Annotated in this window: 18 protein-coding genes; 9 read left to right on the plus strand and 9 right to left on the minus strand. The window is 39.7% G+C overall.

The window, feature by feature from the left end:
* Positions 1-12: 12 nt before the first annotated feature.
* Positions 13-768, plus strand: coding sequence for a Ku protein (locus tag H8S90_RS22170; protein ID WP_187339970.1), 756 nt, complete (start codon positions 13-15; stop codon positions 766-768).
* Here the strand turns inward: H8S90_RS22170 and ligD are convergent.
* Both ligD and H8S90_RS22180 read right to left on the minus strand, forming a co-directional pair.
* Positions 760-3,261: a DNA ligase D gene (gene ligD, locus H8S90_RS22175; RefSeq protein ID WP_187339971.1), complete on the minus strand. Its 2,502-nt coding sequence runs from the start codon at positions 3,259-3,261 to the stop codon at positions 760-762. The two genes, H8S90_RS22170 and ligD, sit on opposite strands and share 9 nt — an antisense overlap.
* A 95-nt stretch (positions 3,262-3,356) precedes the next feature.
* On the minus strand, positions 3,357-4,553 hold the full coding sequence (locus H8S90_RS22180; protein WP_187339972.1) for a glycoside hydrolase family 76 protein: 1,197 nt from the start codon (positions 4,551-4,553) through the stop codon (positions 3,357-3,359).
* A gap of 226 nt (positions 4,554-4,779) precedes the next feature.
* On the opposite strand from H8S90_RS22180, the gene H8S90_RS22185 reads away from it, so the two are divergent.
* The 4 genes from H8S90_RS22185 to H8S90_RS22200 all read left to right on the plus strand — a co-directional run bounded on the left by H8S90_RS22185 (position 4,780) and on the right by H8S90_RS22200 (position 7,285).
* Positions 4,780-5,172, plus strand: a complete 393-nt coding sequence (locus H8S90_RS22185; RefSeq protein WP_187339973.1) for an NUDIX domain-containing protein — start codon at positions 4,780-4,782, stop codon at positions 5,170-5,172.
* A 38-nt stretch (positions 5,173-5,210) separates the two neighbouring features.
* Complete coding sequence (locus H8S90_RS22190; RefSeq protein WP_187339974.1) at positions 5,211-5,702, plus strand: GNAT family N-acetyltransferase; 492 nt, start codon at positions 5,211-5,213, stop codon at positions 5,700-5,702.
* 5 nt (positions 5,703-5,707) lie between these two features.
* Positions 5,708-6,739: a phosphotriesterase gene (locus tag H8S90_RS22195; protein ID WP_187339975.1), complete on the plus strand. Its 1,032-nt coding sequence runs from the start codon at positions 5,708-5,710 to the stop codon at positions 6,737-6,739.
* Between the two features lie 84 nt (positions 6,740-6,823).
* A complete protein-coding gene (locus tag H8S90_RS22200; protein WP_255501698.1) occupies positions 6,824-7,285 on the plus strand; it encodes an RpiB/LacA/LacB family sugar-phosphate isomerase in 462 nt (153 codons plus the stop codon).
* A 17-nt stretch (positions 7,286-7,302) separates the two neighbouring features.
* On the opposite strand, the gene H8S90_RS22205 is transcribed toward H8S90_RS22200, so the two are convergent.
* From H8S90_RS22205 to H8S90_RS22215, 3 genes are all read right to left on the minus strand, one after another.
* The gene (locus tag H8S90_RS22205) at positions 7,303-8,157 is read right to left on the minus strand and encodes an alpha/beta hydrolase (RefSeq protein ID WP_187339976.1); all 855 of its coding nucleotides are present in this window, start codon (positions 8,155-8,157) and stop codon (positions 7,303-7,305) included.
* An 88-nt stretch (positions 8,158-8,245) separates the two neighbouring features.
* Complete coding sequence (locus H8S90_RS22210; protein ID WP_187339977.1) at positions 8,246-8,620, minus strand: VOC family protein; 375 nt, start codon at positions 8,618-8,620, stop codon at positions 8,246-8,248.
* Positions 8,621-8,705: 85 nt separating this feature from the next.
* Complete coding sequence (locus H8S90_RS22215) at positions 8,706-8,849, minus strand: hypothetical protein (protein WP_187339978.1); 144 nt, start codon at positions 8,847-8,849, stop codon at positions 8,706-8,708.
* A gap of 170 nt (positions 8,850-9,019) precedes the next feature.
* Between H8S90_RS22215 and pxpB the strand changes: the two genes are divergently transcribed.
* From pxpB to H8S90_RS22235, 4 genes are read left to right on the plus strand one after another with little or no spacing between them, the layout of a single operon-like run.
* Positions 9,020-9,760 carry a 5-oxoprolinase subunit PxpB gene (pxpB, locus tag H8S90_RS22220; protein ID WP_187339979.1) on the plus strand — a complete coding sequence of 247 codons (741 nt, stop codon included), beginning with the start codon at positions 9,020-9,022 and terminating at the stop codon, positions 9,758-9,760.
* A gap of 8 nt (positions 9,761-9,768) precedes the next feature.
* Positions 9,769-10,761, plus strand: a complete 993-nt coding sequence (locus H8S90_RS22225) for a biotin-dependent carboxyltransferase family protein (RefSeq protein WP_187339980.1) — start codon at positions 9,769-9,771, stop codon at positions 10,759-10,761.
* Positions 10,762-10,780: 19 nt separating this feature from the next.
* Complete coding sequence (locus H8S90_RS22230) at positions 10,781-11,542, plus strand: LamB/YcsF family protein (RefSeq protein ID WP_187339981.1); 762 nt, start codon at positions 10,781-10,783, stop codon at positions 11,540-11,542.
* Positions 11,539-12,720, plus strand: a complete 1,182-nt coding sequence (locus tag H8S90_RS22235) for an NRAMP family divalent metal transporter (RefSeq protein ID WP_187339982.1) — start codon at positions 11,539-11,541, stop codon at positions 12,718-12,720. The genes H8S90_RS22230 and H8S90_RS22235 overlap by 4 nt, the downstream gene beginning before the upstream one ends.
* Positions 12,721-12,879: 159 nt before the next feature.
* Here H8S90_RS22235 and H8S90_RS22240 read toward each other — a convergent pair whose 3' ends face one another.
* The 4 genes from H8S90_RS22240 to H8S90_RS22255 form a co-directional block, all read right to left on the minus strand.
* Positions 12,880-13,455 (minus strand): hypothetical protein, encoded by a 576-nt coding sequence (locus tag H8S90_RS22240; protein WP_187339983.1) that lies wholly within the window; start codon positions 13,453-13,455, stop codon positions 12,880-12,882.
* Positions 13,456-13,467: 12 nt separating this feature from the next.
* Positions 13,468-13,920 carry a hypothetical protein gene (locus H8S90_RS22245; RefSeq protein ID WP_187339984.1) on the minus strand — a complete coding sequence of 151 codons (453 nt, stop codon included), beginning with the start codon at positions 13,918-13,920 and terminating at the stop codon, positions 13,468-13,470.
* A 353-nt stretch (positions 13,921-14,273) separates the two neighbouring features.
* A complete protein-coding gene (locus H8S90_RS22250; RefSeq protein WP_187339985.1) occupies positions 14,274-15,632 on the minus strand; it encodes an MFS transporter in 1,359 nt (452 codons plus the stop codon).
* Between the two features lie 52 nt (positions 15,633-15,684).
* The gene (locus H8S90_RS22255) at positions 15,685-18,012 is read right to left on the minus strand and encodes a family 65 glycosyl hydrolase domain-containing protein (RefSeq protein WP_187339986.1); all 2,328 of its coding nucleotides are present in this window, start codon (positions 18,010-18,012) and stop codon (positions 15,685-15,687) included.
* Positions 18,013-18,045 lie beyond the last annotated feature (33 nt).

Consider the following 18,045-nt stretch of genomic DNA (forward strand, 5'->3'; position numbering starts at 1 on the left):
AAAAATTGTCATATGAGAGCTATCTGGACCGGAGCCATTGGATTTGGACTGGTAAATATACCAATTAAAATATTCAGCGCAACAACAGCCAGCAGGCCTGATCTAGACATGTTGGACCGAAAAGATCAATCACGGATACGCTATAAACGTATCAATGAAAATACAGGAAAAGAAGTTGACTGGGACAATATCGTGAAAGGCTATTTTCTCAAAGATAAGTATATTGTTCTGGAAGACGCTGATTTTGAGGAAGCGAGTCCGGAAAAAAATAAATTGATCAATTTACAATCGTTCGTGAAAAGCACTGAAATTGACAGTATCTATTACGATACTCCTTATTATCTAGAACCTCAAAAGGGAGGTGAAAAAGCCTATCGCCTACTACTTCGTGCACTTCTGAAAACGAAAACAGTGGGTTTATCCACTTTTGTCATGCGCTCTACTGATAATTTGGCTGTCATAAAACCCCAGGGTAATATGCTATTGTTGAATAAACTTCGTTTTCATGAAGAAGTTAAAGCTGTTGATGACTTAAAACTTCCTGGTAATCTTAAAATCAAGAACGAAGAAATAGATATGGCAGTGGAACTGATTAAACGTCATACGGCCCCTCTAGAGATGCAAAAATATAAAGATGAATATAGTAAGGACTTAATGAAAATTATTCGTGCAAAAGCGAAGGGCAAACATCCTACCATCCGTAAAATAAAAATTGAGAATACCAAAAGTGCAGATCTACTGAACAAACTAAAAGCTAGTTTAGCTTAATTTATTCAGTGCGGTTTTAAGATTAACAGACTGGTTAAAAATAGCTTGCCATGGATTTTCATTGGTTACCCGTTTAGGCATGTTATGTAAGGTAAATTTTCTTATGTCCAAGTCAGACGAAACCTCTTCCCAATGCAAAGGTGCAGATACTGGGGCCTCCGGTTTTGGTCTAACGGAATATGGGCAGACGATCGTTTGCCCTTTCCTGTTCTGCAAATAGTCAAGATAAATTTTTCCTTTACGTTTTGATGGACTGCGCTCCAAACTGGTACCATCAGCATGTTGTTCATGAACCAATTCTGCCAATAATTGAATAAAGTTTTTTGCAATCGTATAATCATACTTTGCACCAAGATGTATAAATATATGTAAACCGGTTGATCCAGACGTTTTGATGTACGATTTTACTTCAACCGAATCTAGCACACCCTTTGCCGTTAAAGCAACTTGTATTACTTTGGTAAAATCTACTCCATTTGGATCAATATCAAGCACGGCAAATACCGGCTGCTCCTGTTTACGGTAAGTGCTCATCCAAGGGTTGATCTCAATACAGCCCAAATTCACCATCCACAATAAGCTGGCTACATCATTACAAACAAGGTAATCAATTTCTTTTTCAACACTTTCAGCATATATCGGTGTTGTTTTTATCCATGTGGGAATCTGATCGATCTCCAAATCTTTCTGAAAGAAGCCAGACTTATTTATTCCATTAGGAAAACGATGCAGCGACAAAGGTCGGTCTTTAATGTATGGCAGAATATAAGTGGCCATTTGCTCATAATAATCTACCAGATCACCTTTGCTAATGGAATCTTTCGGCCAGTATAATTTTTGCTGATTGGTTAAAATCAGTGTTTTACGACCGAATTTACGGGTTATATCGTTTTCTCTTCCTGTTATTGGTTTTTCCTGTTTCACCATTTCCTTCTTTTTATCCGGACGCAAACCTTTATACACTGGATGTCGCAAGCGTCCGTCTGCCGTCCATTCACTATAATATACTTCACATATGATTTTTGGTTTTATCCAAGTAACTTTTTTTTCCTTCTGAACGGTAATATTTTTATTAAAAGGTTTCTTTTTGACTTCTATTTGTTTCATTTCCTTATAGAGCTCCTGAAGAATAACATCTTTAAACCCTGTACCACAATTACCTATATAAATCAATTGCTTTTCTTCATAAACCGCTAACACCAATGCTCCAAAATAACTCCTACTCCCTTCCGGTGACGTAAAGCCTACAATAATTGCCTCTTGTGAACTTCTTATCTTCAGCTTCCGCCAAAGGGATGAACGCTTGCCGGATAGATATCGGCTATCTATTTTTTTTGCGATAATACCCTCCCAATTCATATGTTTTGCTTTTGCTATCATTTTTTCAGACTTCTCTAGCGAATAAGGTAATAAAGCAATTTGGGGATGACGCACTTTGTCTAGAAGAAGAACCAAAAGTTCCTTACGATCCGCTAAGGGAAGTTCGCGGAGGTCATAGCCATTAAGTGCCAATAAATCAAAAATATAGTATTTTAGCGTGTAATCAATTTCTTCTGCATGCTGTTGTAGGGTTTGAAAAACATGGTCACCATTTTCATCTTCGGCAACTACTTCACCATCTAATACAGCCATGTGTTTAACTTCTTTTAAAGCTTGGACAATGGAAGGGAATTTTTTATTGTAATTTATGCCGTTTCGCGTACGAAGAATAACTGCTTTATCTATTATTGACATAATCCTGTACCCATCCAGCTTCTGTTCGTATAACCAATCGGGGTCTTCCAACAAATTTTCCTGAAGCGTTGCCAACATAGGTCCGTCCAGTTTTTGCAAATTAATCAGCGCCGTTCCCTGATCAGGTATTGGACTTTTTTTTCGCTTCTTTCCAGTCTTTTGATCAGATTTTTCAGTGTGCTCTTTTTTAAAAGCAATGCCCTCTTCCTTTATTTCCTTCGGAACCAAGTCTTCCAAATTAAACTTATCGCTAACCGCATATTTGTCATGGTGTTTAATCAGTAGCCAGGCATTATCATCACTGTTTTGCATTTTAACGAGAGCAAATTCTCCTTTCAGTATTTTGCCTTTCAGTGTAATTTTGATATTGCCCTCTTCCAGAGAACGAAGTAAGGCCTTTTCTCCCACGCCATTCTCTTCGGTACTGTTATAAGTACCTCTATCCAAAACATATACGGTACCCGCGCCATAGTTACCTTTAGGTATCGCTCCTTCAAACCTAATATAATCGTAGGGATGGTCTTCTACCATCATCGCTAAACGTTTATCAGACGGGTTGAGTGATGGTCCTTTAGGTACCGCCCAACTCTTAAGCACTCCCTTCATTTCCAAGCGGAAATCGTAATGTAACCGGGAAGCATGGTGCCGCTGCAAAACAAAACGTAGACGCTTACCCTGGCGTTTTCCGGCACCGGCTTTTGGTTCCAAACTACTATTAAAATTTCTCTTTTTCTGATATGTTTTTAAAGTTACCGACATATAATGGCTCTCTGCTGATCGACCGTTCCCTTACAAACAATGAAAACAGGGATTGGTTTATAAATGTGATGAAGTTTACCGTTCACTGTCGCAATCTATATTGCAATTCCAGCTAGTCGGGCATACATCTCCACCATAGCAGCCTGCGTAAGTACCCATTTTTTTTCTTCTTTCTCTTGTCCACTCCAATCTTTGTTAAAAAGTCCATCTTCCTCCCGCATATGGTTCCATGCATAAGTAAGATTTTCTTTAAATACCGAAATATATGTCTTATTTTGGTCAACATTATACAGTTCTACAAAACCTCTTAACATCACGGCGATAAACCACACATCACTTTTTTTCAATAGCCTAAATTGTTGACCGTCCTCGGTTTCGAACGACGAAAAAAAGTATTGGTAACTCGATTGAGCAATATTTTGTGCTTCCGTTAAATAATGATTTTCGCCTGTAAGTTGGTAAAGCAGTGCCGCAGCCTGCAGCATTTGCCCACTGTTGTAAGGAAATTTCGCTTTTCCGATTTTTCCGTCGAGACTTACATTGTCAAAATATAAATAGTCCGAATTATCCTGTAACTGTTGCTGCGTCCATTCGTATAATTCCTTTCCATGAGAAAAATAAACACTATCGCCTGTTACTTGAAATAGCTTCAGTGCCAGTACAGCTGCTGGCGCATTGGAGCAAGTGTTTTTTGACGTTTTTTTCTGCTCACACCAATAAATGCCACCACCAAGCTTATCGTCCATCCCGCTCATTACAAAATCCCATATCACTTTCGCCTTGTCTAGGTATTTTTGTTCTTCGGTATGCGCATAAAGCTCCGTAAAATCTATCCCTAGCCAGATATTATCATCATAAAAACGGTCAGAAGCTGGAGCTGTACCGATATATGAAGCATATCCCGCTGGCGCTCTTTTATTATCAAAATAATGTTCTAAGCCTGGCAAAATAGTTTCATCCAATAAAACGTGGTATCTTTTTTGGCCTGTAGTCTGAAGCAGCACATTAACCGCCGAGAACGTACCTGAATAAGGCCACAAATAAGCATATTTGTTTGGTTCTTCTCCTTGTTCGTCGGTTGCTAGATAACTCGCTTTATATGCTTCGTCAAAGGGATAATTTTCGCGCAGTAAGGAAATATCCTTTACCCCATAATGCTTATAAATAGCATCTAGGGTAGTCTGAGCCCGATGTAGATCTGTTTGATTTGTTTCTTCATGCTCTACGGCGTTACAACTACTTATCAATAAAAAGCCTAACAGCAATGTTAATGTAATGGATAGTCGGTTCATTGGTTATTAATTTTTATATTAAAATTTAGCTTATATTTAAAGCTAAAACATTTCAGCATTTTCAACAATAAAACATCCTTTAAACCACAAACATGACAAAATATTGACAAATGAATGCTTCACCCAAAAATATCCATTTTTCGTTTACTATATTTATCCGTTTTATTATCAGCATCACTTATCTTAGTATACTTTTTTGCACATCCACTAGTAAATCAAGTATAGTATGATAGACAAATTAGCGCTAATCGAGATAAAAAACTATAAAATCTTATCTACACGAAGTAAAGGGAAGAATGTATATTATATCCCCGGAGGTAAGAGAGAAAGTGGTGAATCAGATACCGAGGCATTAATTCGTGAAATTCGGGAGGAACTAACCATACAATTAATCCCATCTTCTATCTGCTTTTTTGGAGAATTCCGAGCGCAAGCGCACGGTCATCCTGAAGGAACATTTGTTAACATGCGCTGTTATACTGGCTCCTATGAAGGCAAACTACAGGCTGCCACTGAAATAGAAGAAGTCGTATGGCTTAGTTATGACAACAGATACCAAGTTTCTCCTGTAGATCAGATTATATTTGATCATTTAAAAGCAAAAGAGCTTTTACATTAGAAATAAAAATCAGTGTCGTTTACATTTAATAGCGGGATATGGCATACCGAATCTATATAGAAAAATTTAATGCCGGAGATTTCGATGCATACTATTCACTGGTAAGCAACCTAGAAGTAATGGCTATGATTACCGAAAGAGCCATTACCTTAGACGAAGCTAAAAAAGACTATAACCACTTATTGGAAAACAACGATGTACATGACGTATTTGGAAATTTTAAAGTCTATGAATATTCGAGTAACCATTTTATAGGCTTAGCTAAGCTCGAAGTTAAGGCTAAATACGATCACGAAGCAGAATTAGGATATATGATCCTACCTGAATTCTGGGGCATGGGATATGGGAAGGAAATAGCTTCTTTTATGCTAGATAAGGCAAGCAAGCAGCCTACATTAAAGAAAGTATCTGCTGTTATTGATCCAAAGAATACGGCCTCGAAAAAGATATTATTGAACCATAATTTTACCACTGAAAAGGTAGGTGAAATTGAAGGACTTCCGGGCGAGATCCTGAGCAAAGTGTTATAAATGTTATGAACAGAAAAAAATTTATCCATTCCGGACTACTGTTAGCCGCTCCTATGCTCTTCCCCGTTAAAAACCTGGAGAAGAATACTTTTTCCAACAGTTTCCTCATGACCGTAAATGGGCCAATTTCACTAGATAAAGCAGGCCTCACTTTGCCTCATGAACATGTATTAGTTGATTTTATAGGAGCCGACAAAGTCAATGTCAACCGCTATAATCGCGACGATGTATTTGAAACAGCCCTTCCCTATTTAAAGCAAGCTAAAACTTTAGGATGCCATACATTGGTTGAATGCACGCCTGCATGGTTAGGCAGAGACGTACGTTTACTGCAGAAATTGGCAATAGCCAGCAACCTACATATTATTACCAACACGGGTTATTATGGTGCCTCACAGGAAAAATATTTACCTTCAAACACCTATACCGACTCCGCAGAAAAGCTGGCTTCATACTGGACAGGAGAATGGGAAGATGGTATTGACGGCACGGATATTAAACCAGGCTTTATAAAATCAGGAGTCGACTCCCATCCTCTGACAAAGACTCAACGTAAACTCATCGAAGCCGCAGCGCTTACCCATCTAAATACAGGTTTGACCATTGGCATACATACCGGCAGTGGAAAAGCAGCTTTGGAGGAAATGAACATCATCAAAAGTATGGGCGTGCGTCCAAGCGCTTGGATTTGGATACATGCCCAAAATGAATCAAACAGATCAACTCATTTACAGGTAGCCGAAGCGGGCGGCTGGGTCTCCTTTGATGGTTTAACTGCGCAGTCTGTTGGCATATATACGCAATTCTTAAAAGACATGAAAGCCCATCAGCTGCTAAATAAAGCTTTAATTTCTCACGATGCGGGGTGGTATCATGTGGGAGAACCAAAAGGTGGTAATTTTAGACCATATGATACTGTTTTTAAAATACTTATACCTATTCTACGAAAGGAAGGGTTCAGCAAAGAAGATATCGATCTTCTCTTCCATTCTAACCCCATCAATGCTTTAGCTATAGCAGACAGAAAAAAAATATAGCTCTTCATTAACAATATCCCATGTAAATAAAAGTTAATATCATATTCCTTATCTTTAAACAATTATTCGTTAAGTAAATAAATAATGATAACATTAGGTATAGCAGCCGATCACGCTGGTTTTGATCAGAAACAGCTGCTCATCAAAGATTTAGCTGATCAGCATTTCCATGTAATCGACTATGGGGCCAAAATATACGATCCAGGAGATGATTATCCAGACATTATCATGCCCTTAGCTTTTGCTATTTCACGTAAAGAAGTGGACAGAGGTATTGCCGTCTGCGGAAGTGGCGTCGGCGTATCAATAGCAGCCAATAAAATAAAAGGAGTAAGGGCTGCTTTAATAACCGAGACGTATTCCGCACATCAAGGAGTGGAGCATGACGATATGAATCTCTTATGTTTAGGAGGTAGAGTATTAGGATATGCCCTGATCTGGGAACTGGTTACTACATATTTAAACGCACAGTACCATGGTGATGAACGCTTTCAACGCCGCTTAAACAAAGTACTTGCCTTAGAAGAAAAGTTCGGAAGCCCCTAACAAAAAATAAGTATCTTTTATAATAATTCCTTCGATCTACGCTCTACTTCTTTTAATAATAGTGGAAACGCAGGATAGGTCATGTCATGGCCATATCCTTCCAGTTCAATTATTTGTGTAGATTGGTGTCCAGAAAGTTTCATCATTCGCGCCATATAAGCATTTTCTTCATACCTTCCCAAGAGTTCCAATTCGCGCCCTCCAGTAATCAATAGAAGTGGTGGTGCGTCGGCTCTTACGTGGAATAGCGGCGCATATTGATCGACTGTAGGCTGAATCTCTTCAATTCCCTGTTCATTCCGAATAGTGAAATGGGTAATAGTTTGCCCACTAAATGGGATTAGACCCGCTATGCGATTGGCGTCAATACCATACTTTTTTAAATAATGTTTGTCTAGCGTTAGCATCATACCTAAATAACCGCCTGCGGAATGCCCAGAGACAAAAATCAATCGATCGTCTCCGCCATATTCTTTAATATTTTCAAAAACCCACGCAACCGCAGCTGATGCATCCTCAATGATATCCTTACCCTTAGCTTGAGGGGATAGTCTATAACCTACACCAATAATGGCATGTCCTTTCTCTAGTAACACTTTAGGAATTTCTTTATCACCGCCAGTTAATCCCCCCCCGTGAAACCACACTATTGTGGAAAACCCCTTTTTATTTGTGGGATAGTAAAAATCGAGCTTACACCTCTCCTGCCGATATTTATCCTCCGACAGGTCTTCTTCCTTGTAATAAGAAATATCCTCTACCCGCTCATACCTTAACTCTTGAGAAAAAGAGCTAAAAGATGAAGAAACCAGTAACAATAAGATTACCGCAAAGGGAATATTGATAGCTTTTAATCGATTTAATGCCTGCATTCCTCAAAGTTAATATTATGGCATTAAAAACTATAATAATCGGTCATAAAACTTCAGTCATGCAAAAGGCTTTCTTTGCTATAATGCCTTAACCCAAAACCGAAAAAATATTGCCGGCCGGATCTTTGAACCACGCAATTGTAGGGCCTCCTCCTCCCCTACAAATACCCTTTTCATCTGTTGCTATCTCCCCATCATATCTTTCGAATGTTACTCCTTTTTTCGTGAGCTCATCTACTGTTTCCTCTACATCGTTTACTGGAAAGTTGAGTATCGTGTAAGTTGCTGGTACATGGTCTTCTTTAGGATATACAATAATAGGATTACTGTCTTGAATATGTAATTCGAGTATTCCCATCGCCCCTTCACGAACGTCCAACCCCAGCACTTCCTCGTAAAATTTTCTAGCTTTTTCCGTATCGTCCACAGAAAAACCACTTAAGGCCTTTGTATGTTTGAACATAATTTTTTCTTTTAGTACAACAACATATCAATTATTAATAATATACAGAATTGGAAGACATTAGTTTGTAAGAAAAAATCTTCTGTTAGAAAAACTTGTCATCACAAAGCTTTTTCCTTAAACTTGATACGTTTTCATCAATAAAGTAAGAAGTTCTATGAAAACCGATAATTAGTGTATAATCACGAACGCCTTTAAAGCTACCATAGTGAATAAATGCTTTTTTCATTTGCGTTTACTTTAATGCACTCCGGCTTCTGCCTCTTTTGGCAGAGATGATATACCGTTTATGTAATATGCATATGCCAGTGAAACCAACATAAACAAAAAAACTAAAAATGTGAAAAGCAGCAACTCATCTAGGTTTATGTTAATAATCAACTATTTAAAACTGTCGTCATGTTAATACCTAAACAGATAAATGAAGGTTTTTCTATTTATTCATTATGTGAATATGCACTTACGGTATCATTTGGTGAAACAATCAGCGATCACGCATCTTACCGTATTAACAGACTGCGCAAACTGTTGGAACAACAACCTTTTACTGGCTTTCGTTCGGCGGTACCGGCCTATACAAGCTTAAGTGCCTTTTTTGATCCAATCGAGGTACATCAGTCAACTTTAATTGGTCACAGCTGTTTCGAAAAGGTTTCTAATTACATTACAGATCTTGAAAGCACACCACATAAAGGTACTGAGCAAAACAACCGGGAGATAACCATTCCTGTTTGTTACGAAGGAGACTTTGGCCCCGATCTTAATGAAGTCGCCGCAGTACATCACATGGATGTTCAAGAGGTGATTCATCTGCACACTGAAGCAATTTATAACGTACATATGATTGGTTTTGTGCCTGGATTCGCCTACCTTGGTGGTTTACCCAAAGCGCTCGCAACCCCCCGAAAAAAAAGTCCCCGGGTTCAAATACCTTCGGGATCTATCGGTATAGCGGGAGTACAAACAGGTATTTATTCTTTAGATACACCCGGTGGCTGGCAGATCATTGGAAGAACACCCCTTGTGATGTTTGATGCTCAACGTAAAGCCCCCTCCTTACTTTCATCCGGCGACCGGGTAACTTTTGAGCGCATAAGTGCTGAAGAATTTGAGTTTCACGCCAAACGTTCAAAGCCGTAATCATCGCTATGAAAATACGTTTAATCAAATCCGGAATGCTAACCACCATACAAGACACGGGGCGCTTTACTCATCTTTCTCAAGGTGTACCCCATTCTGGTGCCATGGATTCCCTATCGGCACGAATAGCAAATCTTGCTGTTGGCAATACCGATAGAGAGGCAGTGATAGAATTCACTTATGCCCAAGCATCTTTTCAAGCAGAGACAGCTCTTTTGGTAGCCTACGCCGGAGACGGTGCACTTTTAAAAATAGGGCAACAAATATTGCCCAGAGAAAGACCGTTGTTTATACCATCTGGAGCGATCATAAGTCTCAAAGCCACCCCTCACGGAGCAAGAACATATCTTTCTATTGCTGGTGGGTGGGACATTCCAGACATTATGGATAGTAAGAGTACGTATATAACCGCTTCATTGGGTGGATTTCAGGGTAGAGCATTAGAAAGCGGAGACATCCTCTGCAACAAGGAACTGTTCACAGCAGTTTCAAGAAAAATACTCCACAATCTAAGCGGCGACCATTTAAATTTCCCTCACTGGAAGCTGTCGCGACAGTCCTTCTTACTTAACAAAAAAAATACGGTACGAATAGTACCCGGCAGGGAGTTTACTTGGTTTCATGGAGAATCGGTAGTAGATTTTCTATCGAAACCCTACACTTTGGGCCTCAACAGCAACCGTATGGGATACCGTTTAAAAGGGCCTACCCTTCGTCGTTTCGTGAATAAAGAAATTCTTTCTACTGCAGTGGCACCGGGCACTATACAAATAACAGGAGATGGTTCTACGGTGTTGTTAATGGCAGATTGTCAAACAACTGGAGGTTATCCACGCATCGCACAAGTTGCAGCGGTAGACATGCCTATTTGCGGACAGCTCAAACCCAACGATCTTATTTATTTCAGTGAAATTAGTCGAAATGATGCAGAAAAGTTATATATTCAACGAGAGCAACAGTTACAGAAAGTAGCCCTTGCTTTAAAATATAAGTTTTCTTAGTTTTCTTTATCATTTAAATATGCTGTCGATCGATTTAAATGCTGATATAGGTGAAGCATTTGGTAATTACCGTATACCAAATGACCACTTGCTATTAGACTACATTAGCTCAGCAAATATTGCCTGTGGCTTTCACGCAGGTGATCCTCAAATTATGCAGGAAACAGTAGCTGCTGCCAAGTACAAAGGCGTAGCGATAGGGGCTCATCCAGGTTTGCCAGACCTACAAGGCTTCGGAAGGCGAGAAATAAAAATAGCTGCAAGCGAAGCTTATCAGCTCATTGTATATCAAATTGGGGCTCTTTACGGTTTCATAAAAGCGTCCGGAGCTAAACTTCATCATGTCAAACCACACGGTGCACTCTATAATATGGCCGCAAGAGATGCTGTGCTGGCAGAAGCCATTGCGCAGGCCGTGTATGACTTCGACAAGTCATTAACAATCTATGGACTTGCGGGAAGCGAAATGATTACGGCTGCGAAAAAGAAAGGACTAAAAACTGCTGCCGAAGTTTTTGCCGATAGAACCTATCAGGATAACGGTCTTTTAACACCCCGAACAGAACAAAATGCGCTGATAACAGATGAAAAAAAAGCCATCGATCAAGTAATCCTATTAGTAAAAAATCAACAAGTAGCAACGATCAACGATCGCTTGATACCTATACAGGCCGAAACACTTTGCTTACATAGTGACAACCTCAATGCGTTTTTATTTGCTCAATACATTGTTAATCGATTAAAAGAAGAAGGAGTCAGCATTCAAGCACCATATACATGATGAAAAAATACAACTGGAGTGTACTATTAGGTGCTGCTTTTTTAATGGCCACATCTGCAATAGGTCCAGGTTTTTTAACGCAAACCGCTGTTTTCACCGTCCAATTGGGTGCCAGTTTCGGTTTTGTCATTTTACTATCCATTTTACTAGACGCTATTGCGCAACTAAATATTTGGCGTATTATTACGGTAGCCAAAATGCCTGCCCAACAGATTGCCAACAAAGTACTGCCGGGCTTAGGTTATCTACTCTCTTTTTTGGTCTTCGTTGGAGGTCTTGCTTTTAACATTGGAAATCTGGCGGGAGCCGGATTGGGTTTAAATGTTTTATTCGGATGGGACGTACAACATGGTGCGCTGTTGAGCGCCGTACTTGCCATCGGAATTTTTATCTATAAAGAGGCAAGCAAAATGATGGACTTATTCGCTAAGCTTCTCGGGGGGGTAATGATATTATTAACTTGTTATATCGCCATTAAAAGTCAACCTCCTATCGGAGAAGCTATCGCGAGAACAATAGCACCTACACAATTTAGTTTCACGGCAGTATTAACCATTGTGGGGGGTACAGTAGGTGGCTACATTACATTTGCCGGTGCTCATAGGTTACTTGACGCTAATCTCACCGGCAAGCAAAACTTACCTGCTGTCAATAGGGGCGCGGTTAGTGCCATTGGCATCGCCTCACTCATGCGTATATTGCTATTTATTGCAGCATTAGGTGTTATTAGCGCCGGTAATACTTTAGACTCTGAGAACCCTCCCGCCTCCATATTTATGCTCGCCAGTGGTCATCTGGGATATAAATTATTCGGGCTCGTTATGTGGTCGGCAGCCATTACATCAGTGGTTGGTTCTGCTTACACTTCCATATCATTTATACGAAGTTTTCATCCGGCTATTGAACGGTTAAAACGTTATATGACTATTTTTTTCATTCTTGCTGCAGCGAGTTTATACGCAATCATTGGTCATCCTATAAAAACATTGATAGCAGTTGGTGCACTAAACGGTCTCATTCTTCCAATATCATTAGGTATTATCTTAGTAGCCGCTTACCGTTCAAAGATTATCAACAGTTATAAACAACCTCTTTGGCTCACCATCACTGGCGGCGCTGTGGTTATTATAATGACATGGATGGGTTACGGGACAATCGTACAGCTCTTTAACTGGTAACTTCGCAATGTACTGTCTTTCTTTTAGTTCCTATAATTGCTTTTTCATCACATGCCATTCCGAATCGTCTAAACTTATTATCGATGCTTGTTAGACGATGACAGGGCAACAACTCATTATCAACTGTAAAGAGGCAAAAACTTCGTGTTTTCCGGAAAATTACCTTTGCTGATTTAGAAAAAAATCGCCCAGTGGCGAAAGTGTATAACCCGTTTCATGGCTAATCGTCAACCCCAAATTTTTCAATTTTCGAATATTTATCTTTATCCATTCTTTACTTCTCCCCGTTTTTAGCGCCAAATCTACAGCCCTTAACTTAGGATTTTTTTTTATAGCTTGTAGTATTTCGGTAGTCCAATAACCACTTTTACTATAACTATCGAGCCTATCGACTTTACTTTTTAGCAATTCCAACTCTTCATCCGACAATTGCTCCTTCTCTCGCATGCGTATACGGGGGTCCGTTCCGGCATATTTAACAGAAATTTTATAAAGTTTTCCGGTGCCGTTACCCAACGACTTGAGGAGTGTCGCTACTTGTTCAAATCCCGCTTGGATGGCGTCTTCCGGCGAAATAGAACCTGGGTTTATCTCTTCCACATCAACAATTGCAACCAAACCAATAGCCGTTTTGATCACTGTCTCCTTCTTTATCGAAGCTTTCTTCCACTTGCGAAATGCCAATGAGATGTTTCCTGACTTGATACCTTCCAGTATCCGCTGCTTAAACAACATGAATAACCTTAATTAACGGACCTTATTCCGTTCCCTAAAACAAATGAATGTGTTTTTTAAACTAAAACGCATCCCTTCATATATTTTCAAACCTGCTAGGCTGTCTATATCCAGTGATACAAGTTTTTCGATATCTTCCTCGCTTACATCGTAATAGACACCGGTATAGCTATCGTACGGATTTTCAATAATACTTACCGAATCGGCTTGGTCTACGAAGGAGATCAGTTTATTTCCTTGCTGAAAATGTCGAAAATTACCATTTAGATAAATCTGCGGACGTCCATCATTATAATAGATATTTATTAAATTATCGGTATCATCCTCAGTTTTTATGGTCCAGGGCACATTTTCAGATACCTCCCTACAAATGGGAATAGGGTCTTGCATGGTTGAATCCCTACAAGCACAGAAAAAAATAGGCAACATAACCATCATCAATAAAGTTTGCGCATATTCCTTCATGAATTTGCTATATTTAGCTGTAAACAAATTTAGTTAGATCAAACTTAGATAATTTACCACCCATAAACAAATTGTTTACGCTTATTAACCGACCAACAGATCCTTCACAACACTAAAACTGTACTTTATACCATACTACTTTCATATGTAAATATATTCAATCAAAATTAACTCCAATATAACTCCAGTAAATACAGTTGAAAATTGGATTCATACTGGACTCATCTGGAATTATAAACCTATAAAACACCTACTTGGTCTTCCATCAATTCAAATGAAACACACTGATTTAATGAATAAGAAATAATGAAGGTTTCCAAAGAGGTTTAGCTTCCCGGATATACAAAAATAGGCTAATTACCTCGTGCTAGCTCCGAATTGTGTTTGATTCGTAACGCAGCTGCCGCAGCAAACAACATGAAGAACCCCGCTAGTACTAAGGCATAGATAGCGTGTCCGCCAAAAGCATATTTAACCAGGTATCCACCGAAAAGACCGTTTACAATTTGCGGAAAGGTGATGAAAAAATTAAAAATCCCCATATATACACCCATTTTCCTTGCGGGCAAAGTCGCTGATAGCATGGCATAAGGCATTGACAATATACTCCCCCACGCCATTCCAATACCAAGCATAGGTAACAATAGTAGATAAGGATCTTTTATAAAATATATTGCTATCAATCCAATGCCCCCAAAACATAACGAAATAGCATGAGTGGTTTTCTGCCCAAATCGCTTAGCCATCGCTGGTAGCGTCAATGCATACAGCGCTGATATCACATTATAGACGCCGAAAAGTACACCAACCCAGTTGCCCGCATCGGCAAATGCAGTGGACGAAGAATCGCCGGATTCGACATTATACACATGTGTGGCGATAGCAGGTGTTGTAAAAACCCACATGGAAAACAGCGCAAACCAGGAAAAAAACTGCACGAGTCCGAGTTGCTTCATCGTTTTTGGCATTTGCTTAAAATCAGCGACAATATCACGCAGGCCTTTATTTTTTTCCTGATCAGCAGGTATTTCCCTACTTTCCGTAAAAGAAGACAACTCCTCCGGAGTGTACTCCGGAGTACGGATTACCGTCCAAAGGATAGTTAAAATAAGAACCAGCGCACCTATATAGAAAGAAAATATCACGTTGTCGGGCACATGCCCGGGTGCTGCTATTTTGGAAACATCCAGCCATTCTGCCAACACATAGGGTAACCAAGATCCGACGACTGCGCCTATACCGATCAAAAATGTCTGAATAGAAAATCCCTGACTACGTTGACCATTAGGTAGATTATCAGCTATCAAGGCTCGAAAGGGTTCCATAGTCACATTAATGGATGCATCCATGATCATTAATAATCCCGCTCCTATAAACAAAGGGGGTAAAATTGTTGTAAGGATGGCGGCATTAGGCATAAGCACCAGCGCTAAAGCTGTGAACAATGCTCCCACTAAAAAAAAGGGTCTGCGACGCCCGATCCTTGTCCAGGTTTTATCACTGTAATGTCCAATAATGGGTTGAACAATCATACCGGTTAATGGAGCTGCCAACCAGAATAACGACAAGTGTTCCACATCTGCTCCGAAAGTCTGTAAAATACGGGAGGCATTACCGCTCTGTAAGGCGAAGCCTATCTGAATTCCGAGGAAACCGAAACTCATATTAATCAGCTGTCCGGTACTTAAAAAAGGTTTCGATTTTTTGGTCATAATTGATCGTAACACCTAATGTACAAATATTTTAGAAAAAAATACCTTTTATTTAAACTATCTGCTGGCATCCTACCAATTCACCTTTAAAAGTACCGTAAGCAGGAACTTTCACATGCTTATTATGAACCAATACATCTCTTTCTTCACTCGATTGGTTGGTGATCGAAATTTCGTGCTTTGAAACCTTAACCTGAAATATGGTATTTCTGAAACGTATCCTGAAGGTATATGATTGCCAACCTTCTGGAATGAAAGGTTTAAAGTGAAGGGTGTTTTCTCTCACCCGAAGACCTGCAAAACCTTCGACAATGCTCATCCAGCTTCCTGCCATAGAAGTTATATGTAGGCCGTCTTCCGTATCGTTGTTATAGTCGTCGAGATCTAATCTGGCCGTTCGCAAATAAAACTCGTACGCACGCTTCTCATCACCTAGTTTAGCGGCAAGAATCGCATGTACACACGGAGACAGGGAACTCTCGTGGACTGTACGCGCTTCATAAAAATCGTAATTCCTGCGAATAACCTCATCGCTATATCGCTCTTCAAAAAAATACAATCCTTGCAATACATCTGCTTGTTTAATAAAGCATGAGCGCAGAATGCGATCCCAACTCCACTTCTGATTCAACGGTCGCTCTGATAATGGTAGGTTTTTAACCAAAATCTGTTCTTTATCCAGGTATCCATCCTGTTGCAAAAATATCCCCAGCTTTTGATCTTCTGGATAATACATATTTTCTTCGATAGCTTTCCAACAGCTCAGTTCATCTTCGCGGAAATCCAACTTTTTCGCGATATCCTCATATCTGTCCGGATTCGATTCCTTCACATAGATTATGGCTTCCCGTGCATATTTTAGACACCACACAGCAATGGTATTGGTATACCAATTATTGTTGACATTATTTTCATATTCATTTGGTCCGGTTATACCCAATAACATGTATTGCTGTTTGGCTGCACTCCAGCTTACACGTTGCGCCCAGAAACGCGCGATACCTACCAATACCTCCAAGCCATATTGTTCCAAATACGAATGCTCACCTGTATATCGAATATAATTGTAAATAGCAAAGGCTATTGCTCCATTCCGATGCAACTCCTCAAAGGTGATCTCCCACTCGTTATGGCACTCCGTCCCATCGATGGTTACCATTGGGTATAGCGCGGCACCATTTGAAAAACCAAGCATGCGAGCATTTTCATAAGCCTTCTCCAGATGTTTATATCGGTAAATCAATAGATTTCTTGCCACTTGCTGATTAGCTGTAGCTAAATAAAATGGTAAACAATATGCTTCCGTATCCCAGTAGGTCACACCGCCATATTTTTCTCCAGTGAATCCTTTAGGGCCTATATTTAGCCGGGCATCCTCTCCCGTGTAAGTCTGGTAAAGTTGAAAAATATTAAATCGGATTGCTTGTTGAGCAGCGATATCTCCTTCAATCAACACGTCACTTTCTTCCCACTTATTCTTCCAAGCCGCTGCCTGCTCGATCTTCAGCTGATCATATCCCTTTTTAACGATTTTTTGCAAAATCTGCTGTGCATGATTCTCCATCAACTCTTTTGGATAATTTTCTGACGACAAATTAACTGCATATTTATAAATACGCAGCGTTTGCTCCGGTTCAAGTATAACGTCGACCTCCTGTGCAACAAATTTTTCGTCTAGTATCTGCTTTTCTTTCGCCACGATGATTTCGCCGTCAATCTGCATAGCGTATTGCATCGCTGTAGTCAACCAAAAGCCGGTTCTTTTGGTTTCCATGGTAAGTAAGGCCCCTTGCTGAAATGTTTTTTTTGCGCGTTCGATCCAAAATTTTTCATCGTAATTTGCATCTTCATTTTTTACGTCACCATCGAGATAAACGCTTATTTTAAGCGAAGTTGCCAAATTTAACGGTGTTATTTCGTAACATATAGTACCGGCTTCCTTATCAACAATACTGCAAAACCGTGTGGCCGTAATTTTTACACGTATACCGGTATTTAATTCGGCTATGAAAGTCCGTTTGAGATATCCCTCTTTCATATTCAGCATACGATGAAATTCTGTAACGTTTACCCGACCTAAATCGAGTGCTTCACCATTAACATCGATATTCAATCCTATCCAATTAGTGGCATTGATTACTTTATGGGAAAATGCCGGATAGCCATTTTTCCACCAGCCCACCCTAGTTTTATCGGGATAATAGATACCCGCTACATACGATCCCTGAAAGGAATCACCTGAATATTGCTCTTCAAAATTGGCCCGTTGTCCCATCTTGCCATTCCCGATGCTAAAGATACTTTCTGAGATCTTGCCCAAGGAAGCATCAAAGCCTTCTTCAATAATGTTCCATTCGTCTTTTATAATGTAATTCTTCATTCCTTTAAAAGTCTATCTGTAATTTTATCCACT

It is taken from the genome of Olivibacter sp. SDN3, assembly GCF_014334135.1.
Taxonomy (GTDB): Bacteria; Bacteroidota; Bacteroidia; order Sphingobacteriales; family Sphingobacteriaceae; genus Olivibacter.

Excerpts from the sequence above, each read along its gene's own strand:
- H8S90_RS22170 (WP_187339970.1), top strand. The coding sequence starts at position 13 with ATGAGAGCTATCTGGACCGGAGCCATTGGATTTGGACTGGTAAATATA.
- ligD (WP_187339971.1), bottom strand. The coding sequence starts at position 3,261 with ATGTCGGTAACTTTAAAAACATATCAGAAAAAGAGAAATTTTAATAGT.
- H8S90_RS22180 (WP_187339972.1), bottom strand. The coding sequence starts at position 4,553 with ATGAACCGACTATCCATTACATTAACATTGCTGTTAGGCTTTTTATTG.
- H8S90_RS22185 (WP_187339973.1), top strand. The coding sequence starts at position 4,780 with ATGATAGACAAATTAGCGCTAATCGAGATAAAAAACTATAAAATCTTA.
- H8S90_RS22190 (WP_187339974.1), top strand. The coding sequence starts at position 5,211 with ATGGCATACCGAATCTATATAGAAAAATTTAATGCCGGAGATTTCGAT.
- H8S90_RS22195 (WP_187339975.1), top strand. The coding sequence starts at position 5,708 with ATGAACAGAAAAAAATTTATCCATTCCGGACTACTGTTAGCCGCTCCT.
- H8S90_RS22200 (WP_255501698.1), top strand. The coding sequence starts at position 6,824 with ATGATAACATTAGGTATAGCAGCCGATCACGCTGGTTTTGATCAGAAA.
- H8S90_RS22205 (WP_187339976.1), bottom strand. The coding sequence starts at position 8,157 with ATGCAGGCATTAAATCGATTAAAAGCTATCAATATTCCCTTTGCGGTA.
- H8S90_RS22210 (WP_187339977.1), bottom strand. The coding sequence starts at position 8,620 with ATGTTCAAACATACAAAGGCCTTAAGTGGTTTTTCTGTGGACGATACG.
- H8S90_RS22215 (WP_187339978.1), bottom strand. The coding sequence starts at position 8,849 with ATGAAAAAAGCATTTATTCACTATGGTAGCTTTAAAGGCGTTCGTGAT.
- pxpB (WP_187339979.1), top strand. The coding sequence starts at position 9,020 with ATGTTAATACCTAAACAGATAAATGAAGGTTTTTCTATTTATTCATTA.
- H8S90_RS22225 (WP_187339980.1), top strand. The coding sequence starts at position 9,769 with ATGAAAATACGTTTAATCAAATCCGGAATGCTAACCACCATACAAGAC.
- H8S90_RS22230 (WP_187339981.1), top strand. The coding sequence starts at position 10,781 with ATGCTGTCGATCGATTTAAATGCTGATATAGGTGAAGCATTTGGTAAT.
- H8S90_RS22235 (WP_187339982.1), top strand. The coding sequence starts at position 11,539 with ATGATGAAAAAATACAACTGGAGTGTACTATTAGGTGCTGCTTTTTTA.
- H8S90_RS22240 (WP_187339983.1), bottom strand. The coding sequence starts at position 13,455 with ATGTTGTTTAAGCAGCGGATACTGGAAGGTATCAAGTCAGGAAACATC.
- H8S90_RS22245 (WP_187339984.1), bottom strand. The coding sequence starts at position 13,920 with ATGAAGGAATATGCGCAAACTTTATTGATGATGGTTATGTTGCCTATT.
- H8S90_RS22250 (WP_187339985.1), bottom strand. The coding sequence starts at position 15,632 with ATGACCAAAAAATCGAAACCTTTTTTAAGTACCGGACAGCTGATTAAT.
- H8S90_RS22255 (WP_187339986.1), bottom strand. The coding sequence starts at position 18,012 with ATGAAGAATTACATTATAAAAGACGAATGGAACATTATTGAAGAAGGC.